Source organism: Eubacterium xylanophilum ATCC 35991 (assembly GCF_000518685.1).
In the GTDB taxonomy this organism is placed as follows: domain Bacteria; phylum Bacillota; class Clostridia; order Lachnospirales; family Lachnospiraceae; genus Eubacterium_F; species Eubacterium_F xylanophilum.
On the sequence record NZ_KI912470.1, the window covers coordinates 51503 to 67985 of the forward strand.

The 16483-nt window shown below is 41.0% G+C and carries 9 protein-coding genes; 5 read left to right on the plus strand and 4 right to left on the minus strand.

Annotated features, from left to right (window positions below; genetic code table 11):
• The first annotated feature begins 93 nt into the window (after positions 1-93).
• Positions 94-2460, plus strand: coding sequence for a cation-translocating P-type ATPase (locus L877_RS12665; RefSeq protein WP_051437748.1), 2367 nt, complete (start codon positions 94-96; stop codon positions 2458-2460).
• 843 nt (positions 2461-3303) lie between these two features.
• Here the strand turns inward: L877_RS12665 and L877_RS0107580 are convergent.
• Positions 3304-4473 (minus strand): hypothetical protein, encoded by a 1170-nt coding sequence (locus L877_RS0107580; RefSeq protein ID WP_026835538.1) that lies wholly within the window; start codon positions 4471-4473, stop codon positions 3304-3306.
• A 53-nt stretch (positions 4474-4526) separates the two neighbouring features.
• Complete coding sequence (locus L877_RS0107585) at positions 4527-5996, minus strand: DUF1846 domain-containing protein (protein WP_026835539.1); 1470 nt, start codon at positions 5994-5996, stop codon at positions 4527-4529.
• A 140-nt stretch (positions 5997-6136) separates the two neighbouring features.
• Here L877_RS0107585 and L877_RS12670 point away from each other — a divergent pair, with 140 nt between their 5' ends.
• The 4 genes from L877_RS12670 (at position 6137) to L877_RS0107605 (ending at position 10949) form a co-directional block, all read left to right on the plus strand.
• On the plus strand, positions 6137-7483 hold the full coding sequence (locus L877_RS12670) for an MATE family efflux transporter (RefSeq protein WP_034785418.1): 1347 nt from the start codon (positions 6137-6139) through the stop codon (positions 7481-7483).
• Between the two features lie 105 nt (positions 7484-7588).
• On the plus strand, positions 7589-8698 hold the full coding sequence (locus L877_RS0107595) for a CobW family GTP-binding protein (protein ID WP_026835540.1): 1110 nt from the start codon (positions 7589-7591) through the stop codon (positions 8696-8698).
• 15 nt (positions 8699-8713) lie between these two features.
• A complete protein-coding gene (locus L877_RS0107600) occupies positions 8714-9667 on the plus strand; it encodes a TIGR03943 family putative permease subunit (RefSeq protein WP_026835541.1) in 954 nt (317 codons plus the stop codon).
• A 76-nt stretch (positions 9668-9743) separates the two neighbouring features.
• Positions 9744-10949, plus strand: a complete 1206-nt coding sequence (locus L877_RS0107605; RefSeq protein ID WP_026835542.1) for an NADP-dependent isocitrate dehydrogenase — start codon at positions 9744-9746, stop codon at positions 10947-10949.
• Between the two features lie 802 nt (positions 10950-11751).
• On the opposite strand, the gene L877_RS0107610 is transcribed toward L877_RS0107605, so the two are convergent.
• The gene (locus L877_RS0107610) at positions 11752-14004 is read right to left on the minus strand and encodes a S8 family serine peptidase (protein WP_026835543.1); all 2253 of its coding nucleotides are present in this window, start codon (positions 14002-14004) and stop codon (positions 11752-11754) included.
• 22 nt (positions 14005-14026) lie between these two features.
• Positions 14027-16420: a S8 family serine peptidase gene (locus L877_RS0107615; protein ID WP_026835544.1), complete on the minus strand. Its 2394-nt coding sequence runs from the start codon at positions 16418-16420 to the stop codon at positions 14027-14029.
• Positions 16421-16483: the final 63 nt, after the last annotated feature.

Consider the following 16483-nt stretch of genomic DNA (forward strand, 5'->3'; position numbering starts at 1 on the left):
ATTAAAGCATATGAATTAAGCTTTCTCGTTTGACATAGTTTCTTGTATTTGTTAAGATTGTAATATGGTAGCTTGAGAAAGGAATATTTTATTATGGAAAAGAAGATAATAGGTTTGACAACAGAGCAGGTTAGAGAGGCAGAATATAGGGGAGAAGTCAATGTCCAACAAGATAAATCTCAGAAAACAGTCAAGGACATAGTTAAGGAAAATGTTCTCACGTATTTCAACCTGATATTCGCTATACTTGCAGTATTGTTGTTATTTGCAGGTGCATTTAAGAGTATGACTTTTTTGCCGATTATAGTGGCCAATACGCTTATCGGCATATTTCAAGAGCTGAAGGCGAAGAAAGTTCTGGACTCGCTGTCGGTGCTTACCCAACCGACGGTGCCGGTGTACCGAAATGGCGAGAAACAAGAAATTGCCATAGAGAAGCTGGTAAAAAACGATTTGGTAGTTTTTGAAGAAGGGGCGCAGATATGTGCGGATGCCGTAGTTGTAAGGGGCGAAGCTTCTGTCAATGAGTCGCTTTTGACCGGTGAGTCCGATGAAATTGCCAAGAAAAAGGGCGATGAACTCATGTCCGGAAGTTTCGTGGTTGCGGGCCGTTGTCTGGGACGTTTAACTAAGGTAGGCAAGGAGTCATATATATCAAAGCTGACAGCTCAGGCCAAGGAGATGCAGGGACATGAGCAGTCGGAGATGGTGAGGAGTATCAATCAGTTTGTAATTGGGGCAGGAATAGCAATTATTCCGGTGGGAATTATGTTATTTGTCCAGAGTATGATTGCAGGAAAGGGGTTTTCCCCAAGTGTGACTTCTATGGTTGCGGCAGTTGTAGGAATGATTCCTGAAGGGCTCTACTTGCTTGTGAGCATCACCCTTGCTGCAGGCGCTACCAGACTAGCCAAGAAAAAGGTTATGCTTCATGACATGAAGTGCATAGAGACCTTGGCGAGAGTTGATGTTCTGTGTGTTGATAAGACAGGAACCATCACTGAGCCCGACATGGTAGTTCACGGTTTGGACATCGTAGATGAGGATGAGGACGAGCTAAACGTAGATGTTGAGAGGCTTTTGGCTTCCTATATTTTGGCTCTGCCAGACAACAATATTACTATGAAGGCCCTCAGGGCAAGATTTATGTGTGCAAGCCCGATTTCGGCATCGGATACTATGCCATTCACCTCTAGATTCAAGTATTCTTCGGTTAAGATGAAGAGTGAGAGTTACATGCTCGGTGCACCGGATATTCTGTTGGCGAGTAATTATGAAAAGTGGAGAGAAAGAATAGAAAAATATTCCGCCAAAGGGTACAGAGTTCTAGCCTTTGCAAAATCTCAGGGAGATATCCCAAGGGAGGGAATAGGCGAACGAGATGTACAACCGATTGCATTTATCACTATTAGCAATCCTATAAGAAGCGGGGCTAAGGATACATTTGAGTACTTTGCGAAGCAAGGCGTGGATATCAAGGTTATATCCGGAGATAATCCTGTCACCGTTTCGGAGGTCGCCAGTCGAGCGGGTATCAAGAACGCGGAACATTTTATAGATGCAAGACAGTTGTCCAGTGGAGATGACGTGGCGGATGCAGTTGAAAAATATACTGTGTTTGGACGTGTGACACCGGAGCAGAAGAGAATGATAGTAAAAGCGCTTCAGGCAGCTGGTCATACAGTCGCCATGACGGGAGACGGAGTAAATGATATCCTAGCTATGAAGGATGCGGATTGCTCCATTGCCATGGCATCCGGATCGGATGCGGCGGTTCAGTCCTCCCAAGTGGCTCTTTTGGATTCAGATTTCTCGAGAATGCCTCATATTGTTGCGGAGGGAAGACGAGTAATCAACAATATAGAGAGGTCAGCAACCCTTTTCTTGACAAAGAATATTTTCTCGTTGATGTTAGCGATATTTGCCATAATAAATGTGCTGTCATATCCGCTTCAACCTGAACAGGTTTCGCTGATTTCAATGTTTAATATTGGTATCCCGGCATTTTTCCTCGCCTTAGAGCCCAATGAGCAGAGGATTCAGGGAAGGTTTATGACCAAGGTGCTTCTGAAGGGGATGCCGGCGGCTCTCACCAACTTTTTTGCTATTGCAGCTCTTGTTATATTCGGTAGGGTATTTGGAGTGGCAGAGACGGATATATCAGTCGCCTCAACTATGCTTATGGCTATAGTTGGTTTCATCATCTTGTTTAATATAAGCGTGCCTGTCAACAAGTATAGAGCTGTAGTTATAATTGGTTGTATTATAGGAATTATTGTTTTTGGAATATGTTTCCATAACATGTTTACGATACAGAAGATATCACAGAAATGTGTTATGTTATTTGTCTTATTTGCAATAGCAACAGAGCCTTGTATGAGATATCTCACAATGTTATTTACATATATAGAGAAGAAAATATTGATGAGAGATAAGAGAGCAAAGGCAATTATAGAATAAAATGAAATGGGGCTGTCGCACTAACAATTAAAAAATTGTTAGTGCTCAGCTCCTTTTTTGTGCTAAATTAGGGAGATTTTATTATTATTCTTTGTTAATTGAGAAGAGTGAGGGCATGCCTATTTGAAAAAAGAAAATTTGGCATGCCCCGAGATGGGGAGAGACTTGATTGAGAAGACGTGAGGGGCATGCCTATTTGAAAAAAGAGGATTTGGCATGCCCCGAGATGGGAAAAGACTTGATTGATAAGGCGTGAGGGGCATGCCTATTTGAAGAAAGAGGATTTGGCATGCCCCGAGATGGGAAAAGACTTGATTGACAAGGCGTGAGGGGCATGCCTATTTGAAAAAAGAGGATTTGGCATGCCCCGAGATGGGAAAAGACTTGATTGATAAGGCGTGAGGGGCATGCCTATTTGAAGAAAGAGGATTTGGCATGCCCCGAGATGGGAAAAGACTTGATCGATAAGGCGTGAGGGGCATGCCTATTTGAAAAAGAAGGATTTGGCATGCCCCGAGAGGGGCGAGAGACTTGAATGAGCCTTCTGCCTGAATACTTCGATTCATACGATATCTCAGGTTTTTCGAAGCCTGAGATTTTATTGGAAACGCATATTGCTGGTCTTACAAGCTTTGCTTGTAAGACGATTTTTTTTGGAGGAATGTCAGCACTAGATAAGTATAATAATTGTCTTACGAACGACGTGAGTAAGACCAGCGCTATGCGATTCCGAAAAAAAAAACAGGAAGAGGCCAACCAGAGAGAGACTTCAATGAGCATGCATTGCGTCTCGAGTCGGTTGGACTCTTCCTGTTTTTAGACTATCTTAGTGCGACAGCCCCATTATTTATTAAAATTAGATGTATCATCGTCGTAGTTTGATTTTTTGGATATTGCCAAATCATTCTTCATGTCGCTTGTTTTTCTGTAACCATTGACATTTCCAAACCATCCATAAGTTAATCCTGTACTTCCAAGAATATTTGTTGAATCAAGTTTTACATACAAAGTACCATCAGCATACTTAAGTACATCTCGGAATTCAAGTGGGAAGTAAACCTTAGATGTCTTAAACTTGTTTGGCTTCTTTGCTTTTACAGTTGCTGAGTAGATAATATAAACAAGGTTTTTATTTCCCCATGAGCTGTCATTTTTGGCTGACAGGAAGTAGAATCCTGCGTATGAAAGTCCACTTGCTTTGAAATCTTTCTTGTTAGTAGCCAAGTAGGATTTTATGGAATCTTTTGCCTGTTTTTTCATATCCTCAAGCGCTTTAGTTCCCTTTATATCATCTGCTTTTGTGATATATGCATCTACCTTATCAACTGTATATTCTTTTTCGGTAGAACTGAGTTTTATTCCATATTGTTCTGTAAATTGTTCAGAAGCATTTGCTTTAATGGTAAATTTATCTCCGAGCTTGAGCCCGTATCTCTTTTCGATATCAAAACTTATTGTTTTTAAAGCATCCTCAGTTGCGCTATTTTCAGTCTTAACAGATACGTTAGGTGAGATACCGGTAAATTCGACTTTAAGGTTTGCAAAAGGATCAACTTCCTTGACTTCGTTCAAACCGCTTACAGTGAATGTCATTGGCTCGCCTTTGTATTTTATCTTATAATCGCCAGCGATATCATTGTTATATGTAAAGCTAACTGTTACGACATCTCCATTTTTCAAGCCCTCAGTTTTGTCGAGCTTTTTGCTGACAGAAGATACGGCTTTTTCATATTTGCCTAATTCTTCAATGTTACTTACGAGAGAAGAAATGTTGTCGAGTTTTGCATCAGAATTTATATTAATTCCAACCGCATTTGCAACATCAACATTGAATTTGGAGTTGTCAAAATCGAGCTTGGCCTTTCCATATCCATCGTATCCCTCAAATGTCACCTTAGTGTAGTCTTGAAGATTAATTGTCTTTTTGTGAGTTACTACAAGAATAATAACTGTCAAGAGAATGACAAAGGCAACTGCCGCTGCACCGATTATTATTGCTTTCTTTGATTTCATGATATAATAGTCCTCCTTCATGAATAATTTATTTAAAACAGATTATTACCGTTTTAATTCATTTTTTTAATGACGGGTTCGCATGTGAGATCCACACCGAGCTTCTTAAATGTTGTAAGATCCGCTGCAGATAGCATTGTTGTGATGTGAACCTGACACCCCTTGAGATTAGGAATCTGTTCAAATGCCTTCTTAGCATTCTCGTCTGTGAGAGTAGCAGTTGAAAGGGCGATGAGAACCTCATCTGTGTGGAGACGAGGGTTGCGTCCCGCAAGATACTTAACCTTCAGCTCCTGGATTGCTTCAATTGCCTCAGGTGAGATAAAGTGAACTTCTTTCGGAACATTTCCAAGTACCTTTAGGGCATTGAGCAAAAGTGCTGCGGAAGGTCCAAGTAGGTCAGAGGTCTTAGCCGTAATAATGCGCCCATCTTGTAACTCGATTGCTGCACATGGTGTGCCGAGTTTCGCAGCCAGTTCGTTGGCATAGGTTGTGACCTTACGATCCTCTGGTGATATCTTCGCCTGTTTCATGAGAAGTTCTATCTTGTAGGCTTCCTTCTCATCTGCTTTTTCTTCCACAATTCTATTTAAAGTAGTAAAGTATCTTCTTATAATCTCATTTTTAGATGCATCGCAGCATGCTTCATCATCAATGATACAATTTCCCGCCATGTTGACACCCATATCTGTAGGTGACTTATAAGGATTCTCGCCGTAGATTCCCTCGAATATAGCATTGAGAACTGGGAAAATCTCGATATCTCTGTTGTAATTAACAGTTGTCTCGCCATAAGCTTCCAAGTGGAATGGGTCGATCATGTTAATATCATTTAGGTCAGCTGTTGCTGCTTCATATGCCAAATTAACAGGATGCTTGAGTGGAATGTTCCAAATAGGGAATGTCTCGAACTTAGCATAGCCTGCCTTGATTCCCCTCTTGTTTTCATGATATAGCTGTGAGAGACAAGTGGCCATCTTTCCGCTTCCCGGTCCCGGTGCAGTTATAACAACAAGTGGTCTTGTTGTCTCGATATAGTCATTCTTACCATATCCTTCATCGCTGACGATAAGCGGTACATTGGATGGATATCCATCGATAGTATAGTGCTGATAAACTCTGATATTGTGTTTTTCTAATCTTTCTTTGAAAGCAATAGCAGAAGACTGGCCGGAGAAGTGTGTGATAACAACGCCACTAACATATAAACCTCTGTCTTCAAATGCTTTTTTGAGTCTGAGAACGTCCTCGTCGTAAGTGATTCCCAAGTCGCCACGAACTTTGTGTTTCTCAATGTCCTTGGCGCTGATTACGATTACAATTTCTGCTTTGTCAGCTAGTTTCATAAGCATTCTCAACTTGCTATCTGGCTCAAAACCAGGCAAAACTCGTGATGCATGATAATCATCGAAGAGCTTTCCGCCGAACTCAAGATAGAGTTTGTTGCCAAATTTTCCGATTCTCTCTACAATATGCTCAGATTGCATTTTTAGATATTTCTCATTATCAAAACCGATTTTCATTATATTCACCATTCCTGTTAAAACAAATCTTACCAATAACAAAGGACTATTATAACATAAAACCATAAATTTGACAAGTTGGTAATTTTGGTGCTATATTATTATAAGTTTAAAAAATATTTTGAAAGAAGGTCGTTATAGTGGTAAAGGATTTGACTAAGGGAGAAGTCAGAAGTGTCCTGTGGTTATTTACAATTCCAATGTTTGTCAGCGTAGTGTTTCAGCAGATATACAACATAGCAGACAGCGCTATCGCCGGAAGATTTGCCGGGGAAAATGCTCTGGCAGCAGTTGGAGCATCATATCCTATCACAATGATTTTTATGTCCATAGCTGTGGGATGCAATGTGGGTTGCGCTGTGGTAATCTCTAAGGCCTTTGGTGGTGGAGATATCATAGGTGTTAAAACGGCAACATATACTACTATAATTTCCGGTCTTGTGTTATCAGCAAGCCTCACAGCAATAGGTCTTTTTATATCACCGATACTGCTACAGATGATCAAAACTCCTGCGAATATTTTCAATGACGGAGATGCGTATCTGAAAATATATATCGGAGGCCTGGTTTTCTTGTTTCTTTATAATATGGCCACCGGAATATTTACTTCTTTGGGAGATTCTAGAACTCCGCTTTACTTCCTAATAGGTTCATCTATTGGAAATATCATCCTAGATATCTTGTTCGTAAAGAACTTTGGATGGGGAGTTAAGGGTGTTGCTTGGGCAACATTTATCGCCCAAGGAGTGGCCTGTGTACTTGCGTTAATCTCACTGTACTTTCGTCTCAAAACTCTAAAGTGTGACGAGAGAAGAGTTCATTATTTCTCCAAAAAAATGTTAGTTAAAATCAGTAGAATCGCTGTTCCAAGTATCTTGCAACAGAGTTTTGTCTCAATCGGGAATATTTTTATTCAAAATCTTGTAAATGGTTTTGGGTCCGGTGTAATAGCCGGTTATTCGGCTGCAGTCAAATTGAACACGTTCGCCATAACATCATTTGCAACCCTTGGAAATGGCTTATCAACCTTCAGCGCTCAAAATTTGGGTGCAGGAAGCTATACTCGAATCAAGAAGGGCTTTTTCTCCGGAGCAGCTCTTTCTTGGATAATTAGCATTATATTTTTTGTGGCATATTTCTTCTTTGCTGAGAATGTTCTTCTCTTATTTATAGAAAATAGAACCGGAGAGGCCTTGGCGACGGGACGCCAGTTCTTGCACATAGTTGCTCCATTTTACTTTATAATCTGTATTAAACTCTTAAGCGATGGGGGATTACGCGGCCTCGGAGACATGAGTAAATTCATGATTTCAACATTTACTGATTTGATTCTTCGAGTGGGAATAGCATATGTGCTGGTAAATTACTACGGAAGCACAGGTATATGGATTTCTTGGCCAATAGGCTGGGTGATTGCGGCGATCATATCGACTTGTTTTATCTGGAGCAATATTAAGAAGCTTACCATGGTGAGAAAAACCACATGAGCAAGAACTTTCCAACTATTGACAAGAGTTCTGTTCTTTTGCTACAATTACATATTAGGGATGGATTAACAAAGTTTATTTAATTATAGAAAGGTGAGATTGAAAATGACAAAGATTGATGTAGTTTCAGGATTTTTGGGAGCAGGAAAGACTACTCTTATTAAAAAACTTATCGCTGAAGTATTTCAGGGAGAACAGCTGGTGCTCATTGAAAATGAGTTTGGCGAGATTGGCATCGATGGGGGATTTTTGAAAGATGCCGGAATTAATATTACAGAGATGAATTCGGGATGTATTTGTTGTTCTCTAGTTGGTGATTTTGGAACAGCACTCAAAGAAGTAATTGATAAGTACTCTCCGGATAGAATTATTATCGAGCCATCCGGTGTTGGAAAGCTATCTGATGTTGCCAAGGCCGTTTTAGATGTAAAAGATGGTTTTGAAGACGGAGAGATTGAATTGAATAGCACAGTTACGGTTGCAGATGCGACAAAGTGCAAGCTTTATATGAAGAATTTTGGTGAGTTTTACAATAACCAGATTGAGAGTGCCGGAACAATCATTCTCAGCAGAACTCAGGGAATGAATCAGGACAAGTTGGATAAGTGCATGGAGCTCTTGAGAGAGCATAATAAGGATGCAGCAATCATAACAACTCCATGGGATGATATAGAAGGTTCTAAAATATTAGAAGCTATTGAAGGCAAGAATTCACTTGAGAATATGTTATTCGAAGAAGAGGATATTTGCCCTGAGTGTGGTCATCACCATGACCATGACCATGATCATGAACACCATCACCACGACCATGACCATGACCACGAGCATCATGACCATGATCATGAACACCATCACCACGACCATGAACATGGTGAGGAATGTAGTTGTGGATGTGGACATGATCACGATCACGATCATCACCATCATCATGCAGATGATGTGTTCTCAAGCATTGGAATCGAGACAACTCACAAGTTTACTGAAGACGGATTGAGTGAGATCCTGGAGCAGATTGCCGATGGTGAAGTTGAGGTCGGAACAGTGCTCAGAGCAAAGGGAATTGTGCCGGCTGAAGATGGTGGAGAATGGATTCATTTTGACCTTGTTCCGGGAGAATTTGAAGTTCGAAGAGGTAGTGCAGATTACACAGGTAGAATATGTGTGATCGGTTCTGAGATGAACGAAGAAAAAGTTAGAGAAATGTTTGCAGTATAAGAGGAGCGAAGAATTATGTTTGGTAAAAAAGATATTCCAGTATACCTTTTTTCGGGATTTTTGGAGAGCGGTAAGTCCACTTGTATTCAAGAGGTTATCGAAGAGGGAAACTTTTCAGATGGCAAGAAGACACTCCTCATACTCTGTGAAGAGGGAGAGCATGAGATAGATGAGCAAATGCTTGTCAACAATTTGATTTCCTGTGTTGTTATTGAGGATGAGGAAGAACTCACTGAAAAACAGTGCTTAGCTCTCGAGAAGAAGTACAAACCGGATAGGATTTGTATTGAATACAATGGAATGTGGGATGGTGAGAAGTTAGTAAACGAGATTATTCCAGCTCACTGGTACGTTGTTCAAACATTTGTGACTGTAAATGCTCAGACATATGAAATGTACAACAACAATATGAAGCCTATTCTTATTGGTCATTATAAGCAAGCTGATCTTGTCATTTTTAACAGATGCCCTAGGGAGGGAATGGACAAGGCAGCTGCCAGAAGAAGTGTAAAAGCGGTTAATCGAATGGCTCAAGTAATATTTGAGTTGGAGGATGGAACTGTTGATAATGATATCAAAGATGAGCTTCCTTATGATGTTGATCAGGATATCATCAAACTCGAGGATGACGACTATGGCTTGTGGTACTTAGATGCTTCTGAGAATCCGGAGAGATACAAGGGAAAGGTTATTATACACAAGGGAAAAGTGTACAAGGGCAAGAAATTTCCTAGTAATGCATTTGTTCCGACAAGAGAAGCTATGACTTGTTGTGTTGATGATATTGCTCCGATTGGATTTGTATGCTACTATGCGGATGCGCCTAAGCTCAAGCAAGATTCATGGGTTACAGTAAAAGGCAAAGTTAAGGTTGAACACAATCCACAGGGGCAACCGTATATTGCAATGGATATATTGGACGTTCAACCCGCAGAAGAGCCGGAAGAGAAAATCGTGTATTTTACTTGATATGAATAATCGATTTTGATATAATTATATGAGTGTGTTTGGGTGGAATATTTTAAAAGTAATTGAGGAGGCAGTAATGGCAAAGATACAGATGAAAACTCCGTTGGTTGAGATGGACGGAGATGAGATGACAAGAATTCTATGGAAGATTATTAAGGATGAGCTTATTATTCCATATGTTGATTTGAAGACAGAGTACTATGATCTTGGATTAAAGCATAGAAATGATACTAATGATCAGGTGACAATTGATTCCGCAGAAGCTACAAAGAAGTATGGTGTTGCAGTTAAATGTGCGACTATTACTCCAAATGCAGCTCGTATGGATGAGTATGATTTGAAGGAGATGTGGAAATCTCCAAATGGTACTATCAGAGCAGCTCTAGATGGTACAGTATTTAGAGCGCCTATCCAGGTTAAGGGAATTGAGCCATGCGTTAAGAATTGGAAGGCTCCAATCACTCTTGCTCGTCATGCATATGGAGATGTTTATAAGAATGCTGAGATCAAGGTTCCCGGAAAGGGAAAGGCAGAGCTTGTGTTTACTGCTGAAGATGGAACTGAAATCAGAGAGGTTATTCATGAGTTTGACGGTCCTGGAATCATTCAGGGAATTCACAATACAGATAAGTCAATCTCAAGTTTTGCCAGAGCATGCTTTAATTATGCATTAGATATCAAGCAGGATTTGTGGTTTGCTACAAAGGATACTATTTCTAAGAAGTATGATCACAATTTTAAGGATATTTTCCAGAATATCTATGACAGTGAGTACAAAGATAAGTTTGAGGCGGCTGGAATAGAGTACTTCTATACACTTATCGATGATGCTGTTGCCCGCGTTATGAAGGCAGACGGAGGATTTATCTGGGCTTGTAAGAACTATGATGGAGATGTTATGAGCGATATGGTATCATCTGCTTGCGGTTCTCTTGCCATGATGACTTCTGTTCTTGTATCACCAAGTGGAGTATATGAGTATGAGGCGGCTCATGGAACAGTTCAGAGACATTATTACAAGCATCTCAAGGGAGAAGAGACTTCTACAAATTCAGTTGCAACTATTTTTGCATGGACAGGGGCTCTCAAGAAGAGAGGAGAGCTTGATAGTATTCCTGAGTTGGTTGAATTTGCAGAGAAGCTTGAGAAGGCAACACTTTCAACAATTGAGAGTGGTAAGATGACAGGCGATCTTGCAAGAATTACTGATATTGAAAATGTTGAAGTACTCAACAGCGAAAACTTTATCAAGGCAGTCAGAGCAACTTACGATCAGATGTAAGAGGCTTATAATAATTGGGGATGTCGCACTAAGACAGTCTAAAAACAGGAAGAGTCCAACCGACTCGAGACGCAATGCATGCGCATTGAAGTCTCTCTCTGGTTGGCCTCTTCCTGTTTTGTTATACTTATCTAGTGCTGACATTCCCCCCAAAAAATAAAATCTCCCTAATTTAGACATATGGGAAACGCATATTGCTGGTCCTACTCCCTACGGTCGTAAGACAATTTGTGGGAAGAATTCTTGAGGATGTGGAGAGTGGAATACGGATGAAAATTGAGAAGTTTGTGTTTGACGTATTTGGGGGAGAGTACGGCAAGATATCTTGATTATGTGAGTTTTTCCGTACTTACCGACAATTGAGAATTTTGCGTTCAGAGTTTTTGGGGCGAAGTACGGCTAGACTTCCTGATTTCGTGTTTTTTTTCCGTACTCGTCGTGGATTGAGAGGTTTGTGTTTGACGTATTTGGGGGAGAGTACGGCAAAATTTGAGAATTTTGATAATTTTTCCGTAATATCTTTAAAAAGGTCGTGACAAGCTTCAGCGCTTGACTTAAAAGTACGGCAAAATTCTAGAATTTTGAATAAATTTCCGTAATATCTTAAAAGAGGTCGTGACAAGCGTTAGTGCTTGACCTGAAAGTACGGCAAGATTCTTGGTTTCTCGAGATATTGCCGTACTGCCCCACTCCCTCGAAAAAGCGCCCCGCCCCTGCGAAAAACGATTTTCAAGAAATAATCCGTATATAGATATAGAGGAAACGCATTTCGCTGGTCTTACTCACGTCGTTCGTAAGACATTTATTTTATACATATTTTGAGATTCGCCTTGATTCGCTTTTTCTTCTTGTAATAACAAGTGATATTTACGCTTCTACCTATGCCCGCTTTGTGAGGAATAACTAATCCGGTGTTGGTGACACTCGCATATTTTTTGTTCGATGATTTCCAAGAAATGATATATTTGGTCAGGACATTTGGCGTTGTCAGAGCATAGAGCTGAAGCTTTTGGTTTGTAGTGACGATAAGGCCGGGGTGAATGCGGTATTTCTCTTTTTTTCGTCCCTTAATCACCCGAGCATTTCGCTTGATTCTGACCTTTTTTATTTTTGCGTTAAATGCATCTCGCTCTTTGACAAATCCCTTGATATTTGTGTGCTTATGGGCTTGATCCTTGCTGTTTCGAACGAAACTTTTGACTTTGCTCAAATCGAGTATTCCACCGCTTAAGCAAGAATTTTTCAAACTATCTTTCTTGTTAATACAGCTCATAAGGCGCTTTTTGCGTGTTATAATTGTATCAGAAGGATACTTTTCAGCAAATGCTGCAATTACACCACTGACAATAGGGGCGGACATGGAAGTGCCCGTCATATATTCATACTTAGCAAACTTTCTTGTGTCGGGATTGGCAACAGAGATGCCAATGTTGTCTATATAATACTTGACATTTTGGCTGTTTGCTGTGACGTTATATAGCAAAGCTATGTAGGTCCGACCATTTTCTATATAGAACCTGGTGTTGATTTTATGGGATTTAGCAGAAAAATGTTCCCACACCACGTTGTTCTTGCTCTGTTCTTGCCCTATCATGCAGGATATATAATACAGCTTAGTTGTATCTTTGACTAGTCCTGTCACATCTAGGTAAATGCCGACTAATGGGGGAATATAGGACTTTTTATTAATATTTAATTCCCAACAAATAGATTTTGAACCGGGCTCGTCGTTGTAATCGATATCGCTCATGGTTACGGATTCTTTGATGGAGAGCTCCTCGTCAAACATCTTGCCGGTTTTGAGCCTTGAAAGGATGCTGGCGTTATTGCATTTGTCAGATACCAGATTTAGACTCGGAGATTCCACTGTGTCCGGAGCATATGATCCGGAGGAAAATGTGGAGACGATGTCAGTTCCCGGAGCGAGTAGATCCACGTTTTTTCCGTATGTCGAGAAAGGGGCAAGCTCATCTTTGCGGTTAGAAGAGCCAACTATCACGATATACTTTTTGTTGGCGGAATATTTTCCATCGTATAGGCCGTATGGTAGAGCACTTGCCAGCTGCTTGCTGTCTATGCCCTGATTTCCTGAGGCGAATACGAAGAGAGTTCCGGAGCTTCCGATAGCTCGCACCAGCTTTTTGATGGTGCCGGAACAGATGCCACCACCCCAGGAGCAGTTGATGGCCGATATCTTTACGCCGAGGCTTTTTGCTTTGGCAATATAATCAAGTCCGGCTATAATTGCAGAATTGGAAGTTTCCTTGGAATCAGAAAAAATCTTGATATTCATGATTTTGGCCTTGGAGATTCCATTGATGCCATTTTCATTGTGTGCTCTGGCGGCTATAGTGCCTGCACAGTGAGTGCCATGTCCGATTGTATCGATGCAATCGCTTTTTTTCTTGGCAAAATCATATCCATACTTGCCGGGTAATTTCTTGTGGCTGAATGGGTTTTTCCAGAGGCTCTTCACCAGATCTTTGTGCTTGTAATTGACTCCGCTGTCCATAATGGCCACGACTGTTTGCTTTTTGTTCTTGACTTTCTTGAGTGAAGAGTAGTTAATGCCATTGGTCGTATTAGCATAATCATCTCCGTCTAGATACCATTGATTCTTTGATGGGATGGTAGTGGAAGAACACAAATACTGTTTGTAGTCTGGGTCCACATCGGTTACATAGGCCTTGTGACGGAGCTTTCTAATCAATTGTTTCGTGGTATATTTTTTGGATGTAACAGTTGAGACATAGTAAGACTTGTCACCCAAAAAGCGTTCTTGATCAGCGGAGTCCGCGAGAATACTGCCCTTCCCAAACTTATATGTATTTTCGACAATTATACTTTTGTCGTAGGGGAGTGGGCCGAGTTTTGATAGAGAAGTTCTGCTTCCCGAGAGAAGAGAAACAGTAACTCGTCCCTCTCTATAGTCTCCATCTATGTATATATCATGCTTGCTCTTGGCATTCACCGAAATAACACGTGCAGGTGGTACTTGTGCGACCATTACGAGGGCCACAAGTAGCGCCAAAAGCTTAATGCGCACTGGCTTCATCTAATCATCCCTTTCGAGTCATTTAGCGAGTAATCTTAATCTTGATTGTGTATTTTGCCTTTGAATTGGATCGTGACTTAACTGTAACTTTGACAGTATGCCCAATTCCCTTTTTCTTGAAAGAAACAAGTCCCGAAGAGCTGACTTTTGCATATTTGCGCTTGGAAACAGACCATTTTACCTTTTTGTTGGAGGCGTTTGATGGTGAGATTGTAGCGGTCAGCTTTAACTTGTACTTTCTTTTAATCTTGATTTTTTTTCCGCGAATTTTCACGGTTTTTTTCTTATTTTTCTTGATATATTTCTTTGCCTTTTTCTTGATTTTTACTGTTTTTACGGCGATATTTGACGAACCATTATTGCCGGGTTTGGCAACTATGGTTTGACGGCCGCCTTGCTCGACGCTTGTCACAGGTTGTGCAGTCTTTTTGTCCAATTCTTCCGTGCTTATAGGAGTTGGCGTAAATGATTGCTCCTCCTCAGAAGGAGAGTAACTGTCAAGGTTTTCCAAATTCAGAATTGCGCCGGTGACGCAGTAGTCACTTAGTCCACTTACTTTTCGAGCAGTAGATAGAATCCTTGACTTTGTTGTCTTTAGCGTATCCTCCGGGAAGAGGGTTGAGGCAAGGGCAACAGCACCGGTCACAAAAGGAGCAGCCATGGATGTTCCATCCTTGTACTCATATTTCCCGAAGTGGGATGTATCAGTGTTTCCGGCAGATATAGCAAAGTCATCTATTACCAATGACAGCGATGGAGTGCTGCTCAGATATGCATAGAACAAAGCGATATAGGTTCTTCCGTTCTTTACAAAAAACCTAGACTTATCCTTGGTAGAGACATTGGTATAATGGTCCCAATTAATGTCGCCATCTTCGACTTTTCCAATCATCATGGAGATGTCATATTGCAAGCTGGTATCTAATTTGAGATCCGTGACATCGTAGTAAAGGGCCAATTCCTTGTCCATATTATACCATGAAGAGACATTCAAATCAAATCTAATCGAGCCGGATGACGCGTTGTTCTTGTAGTCAGTCCTTGTCCAAGCCATGTCGTAATTGTACCCCTTAGTTCCGGCCAAATCCTTGGATGTGGTGAGCTTTGAGAGCGAACTTGAGGAGTTAAAGTGATCTATAAAGGCATTGTCGCTTGGGTACTTGACCGTATCCGGATTATATACACAGCTGTTAAAAGTTGAGAGAATCTTGGACCCAGGTGCAAGTAAATCTACAGTTGTAGAACTGTAGTTGGAAAAATACGTAATAGAATCTGTTTCATCTGATGCCCCCACGTTGATGATATACTCTTTGTTCCCTGAAAATGTTCCGTCGCACAGGTCCAGTGGAGTAGTGAGCACAGACTTTTCTTCTGGAATCTCTCCCTCGTTGCCCGCTGCAAATACAAAGAGAACTCCTGATTCGCCGAGCATCCTTATTAAATCTTTCATGGCATCAGATGAGAGTCCACCTCCCCATGAACAGTTTATTGCTTTTAGATTAACGCCGAGAGATTTGGCCTTGGCCGCATATACGAGGGCATCTATGATGATACTGTTTTTGGTCTCGCCGTCCGCTGAGAATATTTTCAAGGACATTATTTTTGCATTTGATGTGCCGGTGATTCCAAGCTTGTTGTCTGAGGCAGCAGCTACAACACCGGCGCAGTGAGTTCCGTGACCAAAGGTGTCTAGAACGTCAACATCATTGTCTACAAAGTTATAGCCAAATGTTCCGTCTAGATCAGAGTAAGTATTGACCCAAAGTCGCCCTATAAGGTCTTCGTGAGTATAATCGATTCCGGTGTCGACAATAGCCACCACGGGATCATCCGAGTTAGATGTGGCAGATGCTTTATCCAGAATATCACTGTATTTTTGCATTGCGGCGGAGTAGTTAATGCCCGGGGAGGAGCAGGTGAAGTCTCCGGTTCCGTCAAGACCCCATTGTAAGTTTCGGAGCGGATCATTTTCCTGTGTTAGATGTTGGATATAATCGGGCTCCACATTTGATACATAGGCCTTGTCTTCCAAGATATCTATAAGTTCTTTGGTTGAATACTTATCTGATGAAACTGTGGAAACGTAGAAGTCTTTGTCGCGAAGAAAATCTCTTTGCTGTTTTGTCTCAGCTAAGTCAGTAGCTTCGCCGATTTGATAGGTCTCATCGACACTTATCTCATTGTCAAAGGAAGTTTTTCCGGGTTTTGTCAGACTTGTTTTCTTTGGCGCTAGGACTGTGACGATAACTTCCCCGTCTTCGTAATCGCGAGACTCGTCGATGGGAGTTTTCAAGGAATTATCGACAAAATCGCTAGTTTCAGGGGCTTTGGCATATGTATATCCCCATGAAGACACAGTGGTGCACAGGGCTAATGCCAAGGCGATGATAGATTTTTGGCTGAATATTTTTCTCATATACGATTCCTCCACGTTTTTTTGTATGTTTAACTTGTTTTATTCTCAAATAAATGTTACTAT

Excerpts from the sequence above, each read along its gene's own strand:
- L877_RS12665 (WP_051437748.1), top strand. The coding sequence starts at position 94 with ATGGAAAAGAAGATAATAGGTTTGACAACAGAGCAGGTTAGAGAGGCA.
- L877_RS0107580 (WP_026835538.1), bottom strand. The coding sequence starts at position 4,473 with ATGAAATCAAAGAAAGCAATAATAATCGGTGCAGCGGCAGTTGCCTTT.
- L877_RS0107585 (WP_026835539.1), bottom strand. The coding sequence starts at position 5,996 with ATGAAAATCGGTTTTGATAATGAGAAATATCTAAAAATGCAATCTGAG.
- L877_RS0107595 (WP_026835540.1), top strand. The coding sequence starts at position 7,589 with ATGACAAAGATTGATGTAGTTTCAGGATTTTTGGGAGCAGGAAAGACT.
- L877_RS0107600 (WP_026835541.1), top strand. The coding sequence starts at position 8,714 with ATGTTTGGTAAAAAAGATATTCCAGTATACCTTTTTTCGGGATTTTTG.
- L877_RS0107605 (WP_026835542.1), top strand. The coding sequence starts at position 9,744 with ATGGCAAAGATACAGATGAAAACTCCGTTGGTTGAGATGGACGGAGAT.
- L877_RS0107610 (WP_026835543.1), bottom strand. The coding sequence starts at position 14,004 with ATGAAGCCAGTGCGCATTAAGCTTTTGGCGCTACTTGTGGCCCTCGTA.
- L877_RS0107615 (WP_026835544.1), bottom strand. The coding sequence starts at position 16,420 with ATGAGAAAAATATTCAGCCAAAAATCTATCATCGCCTTGGCATTAGCC.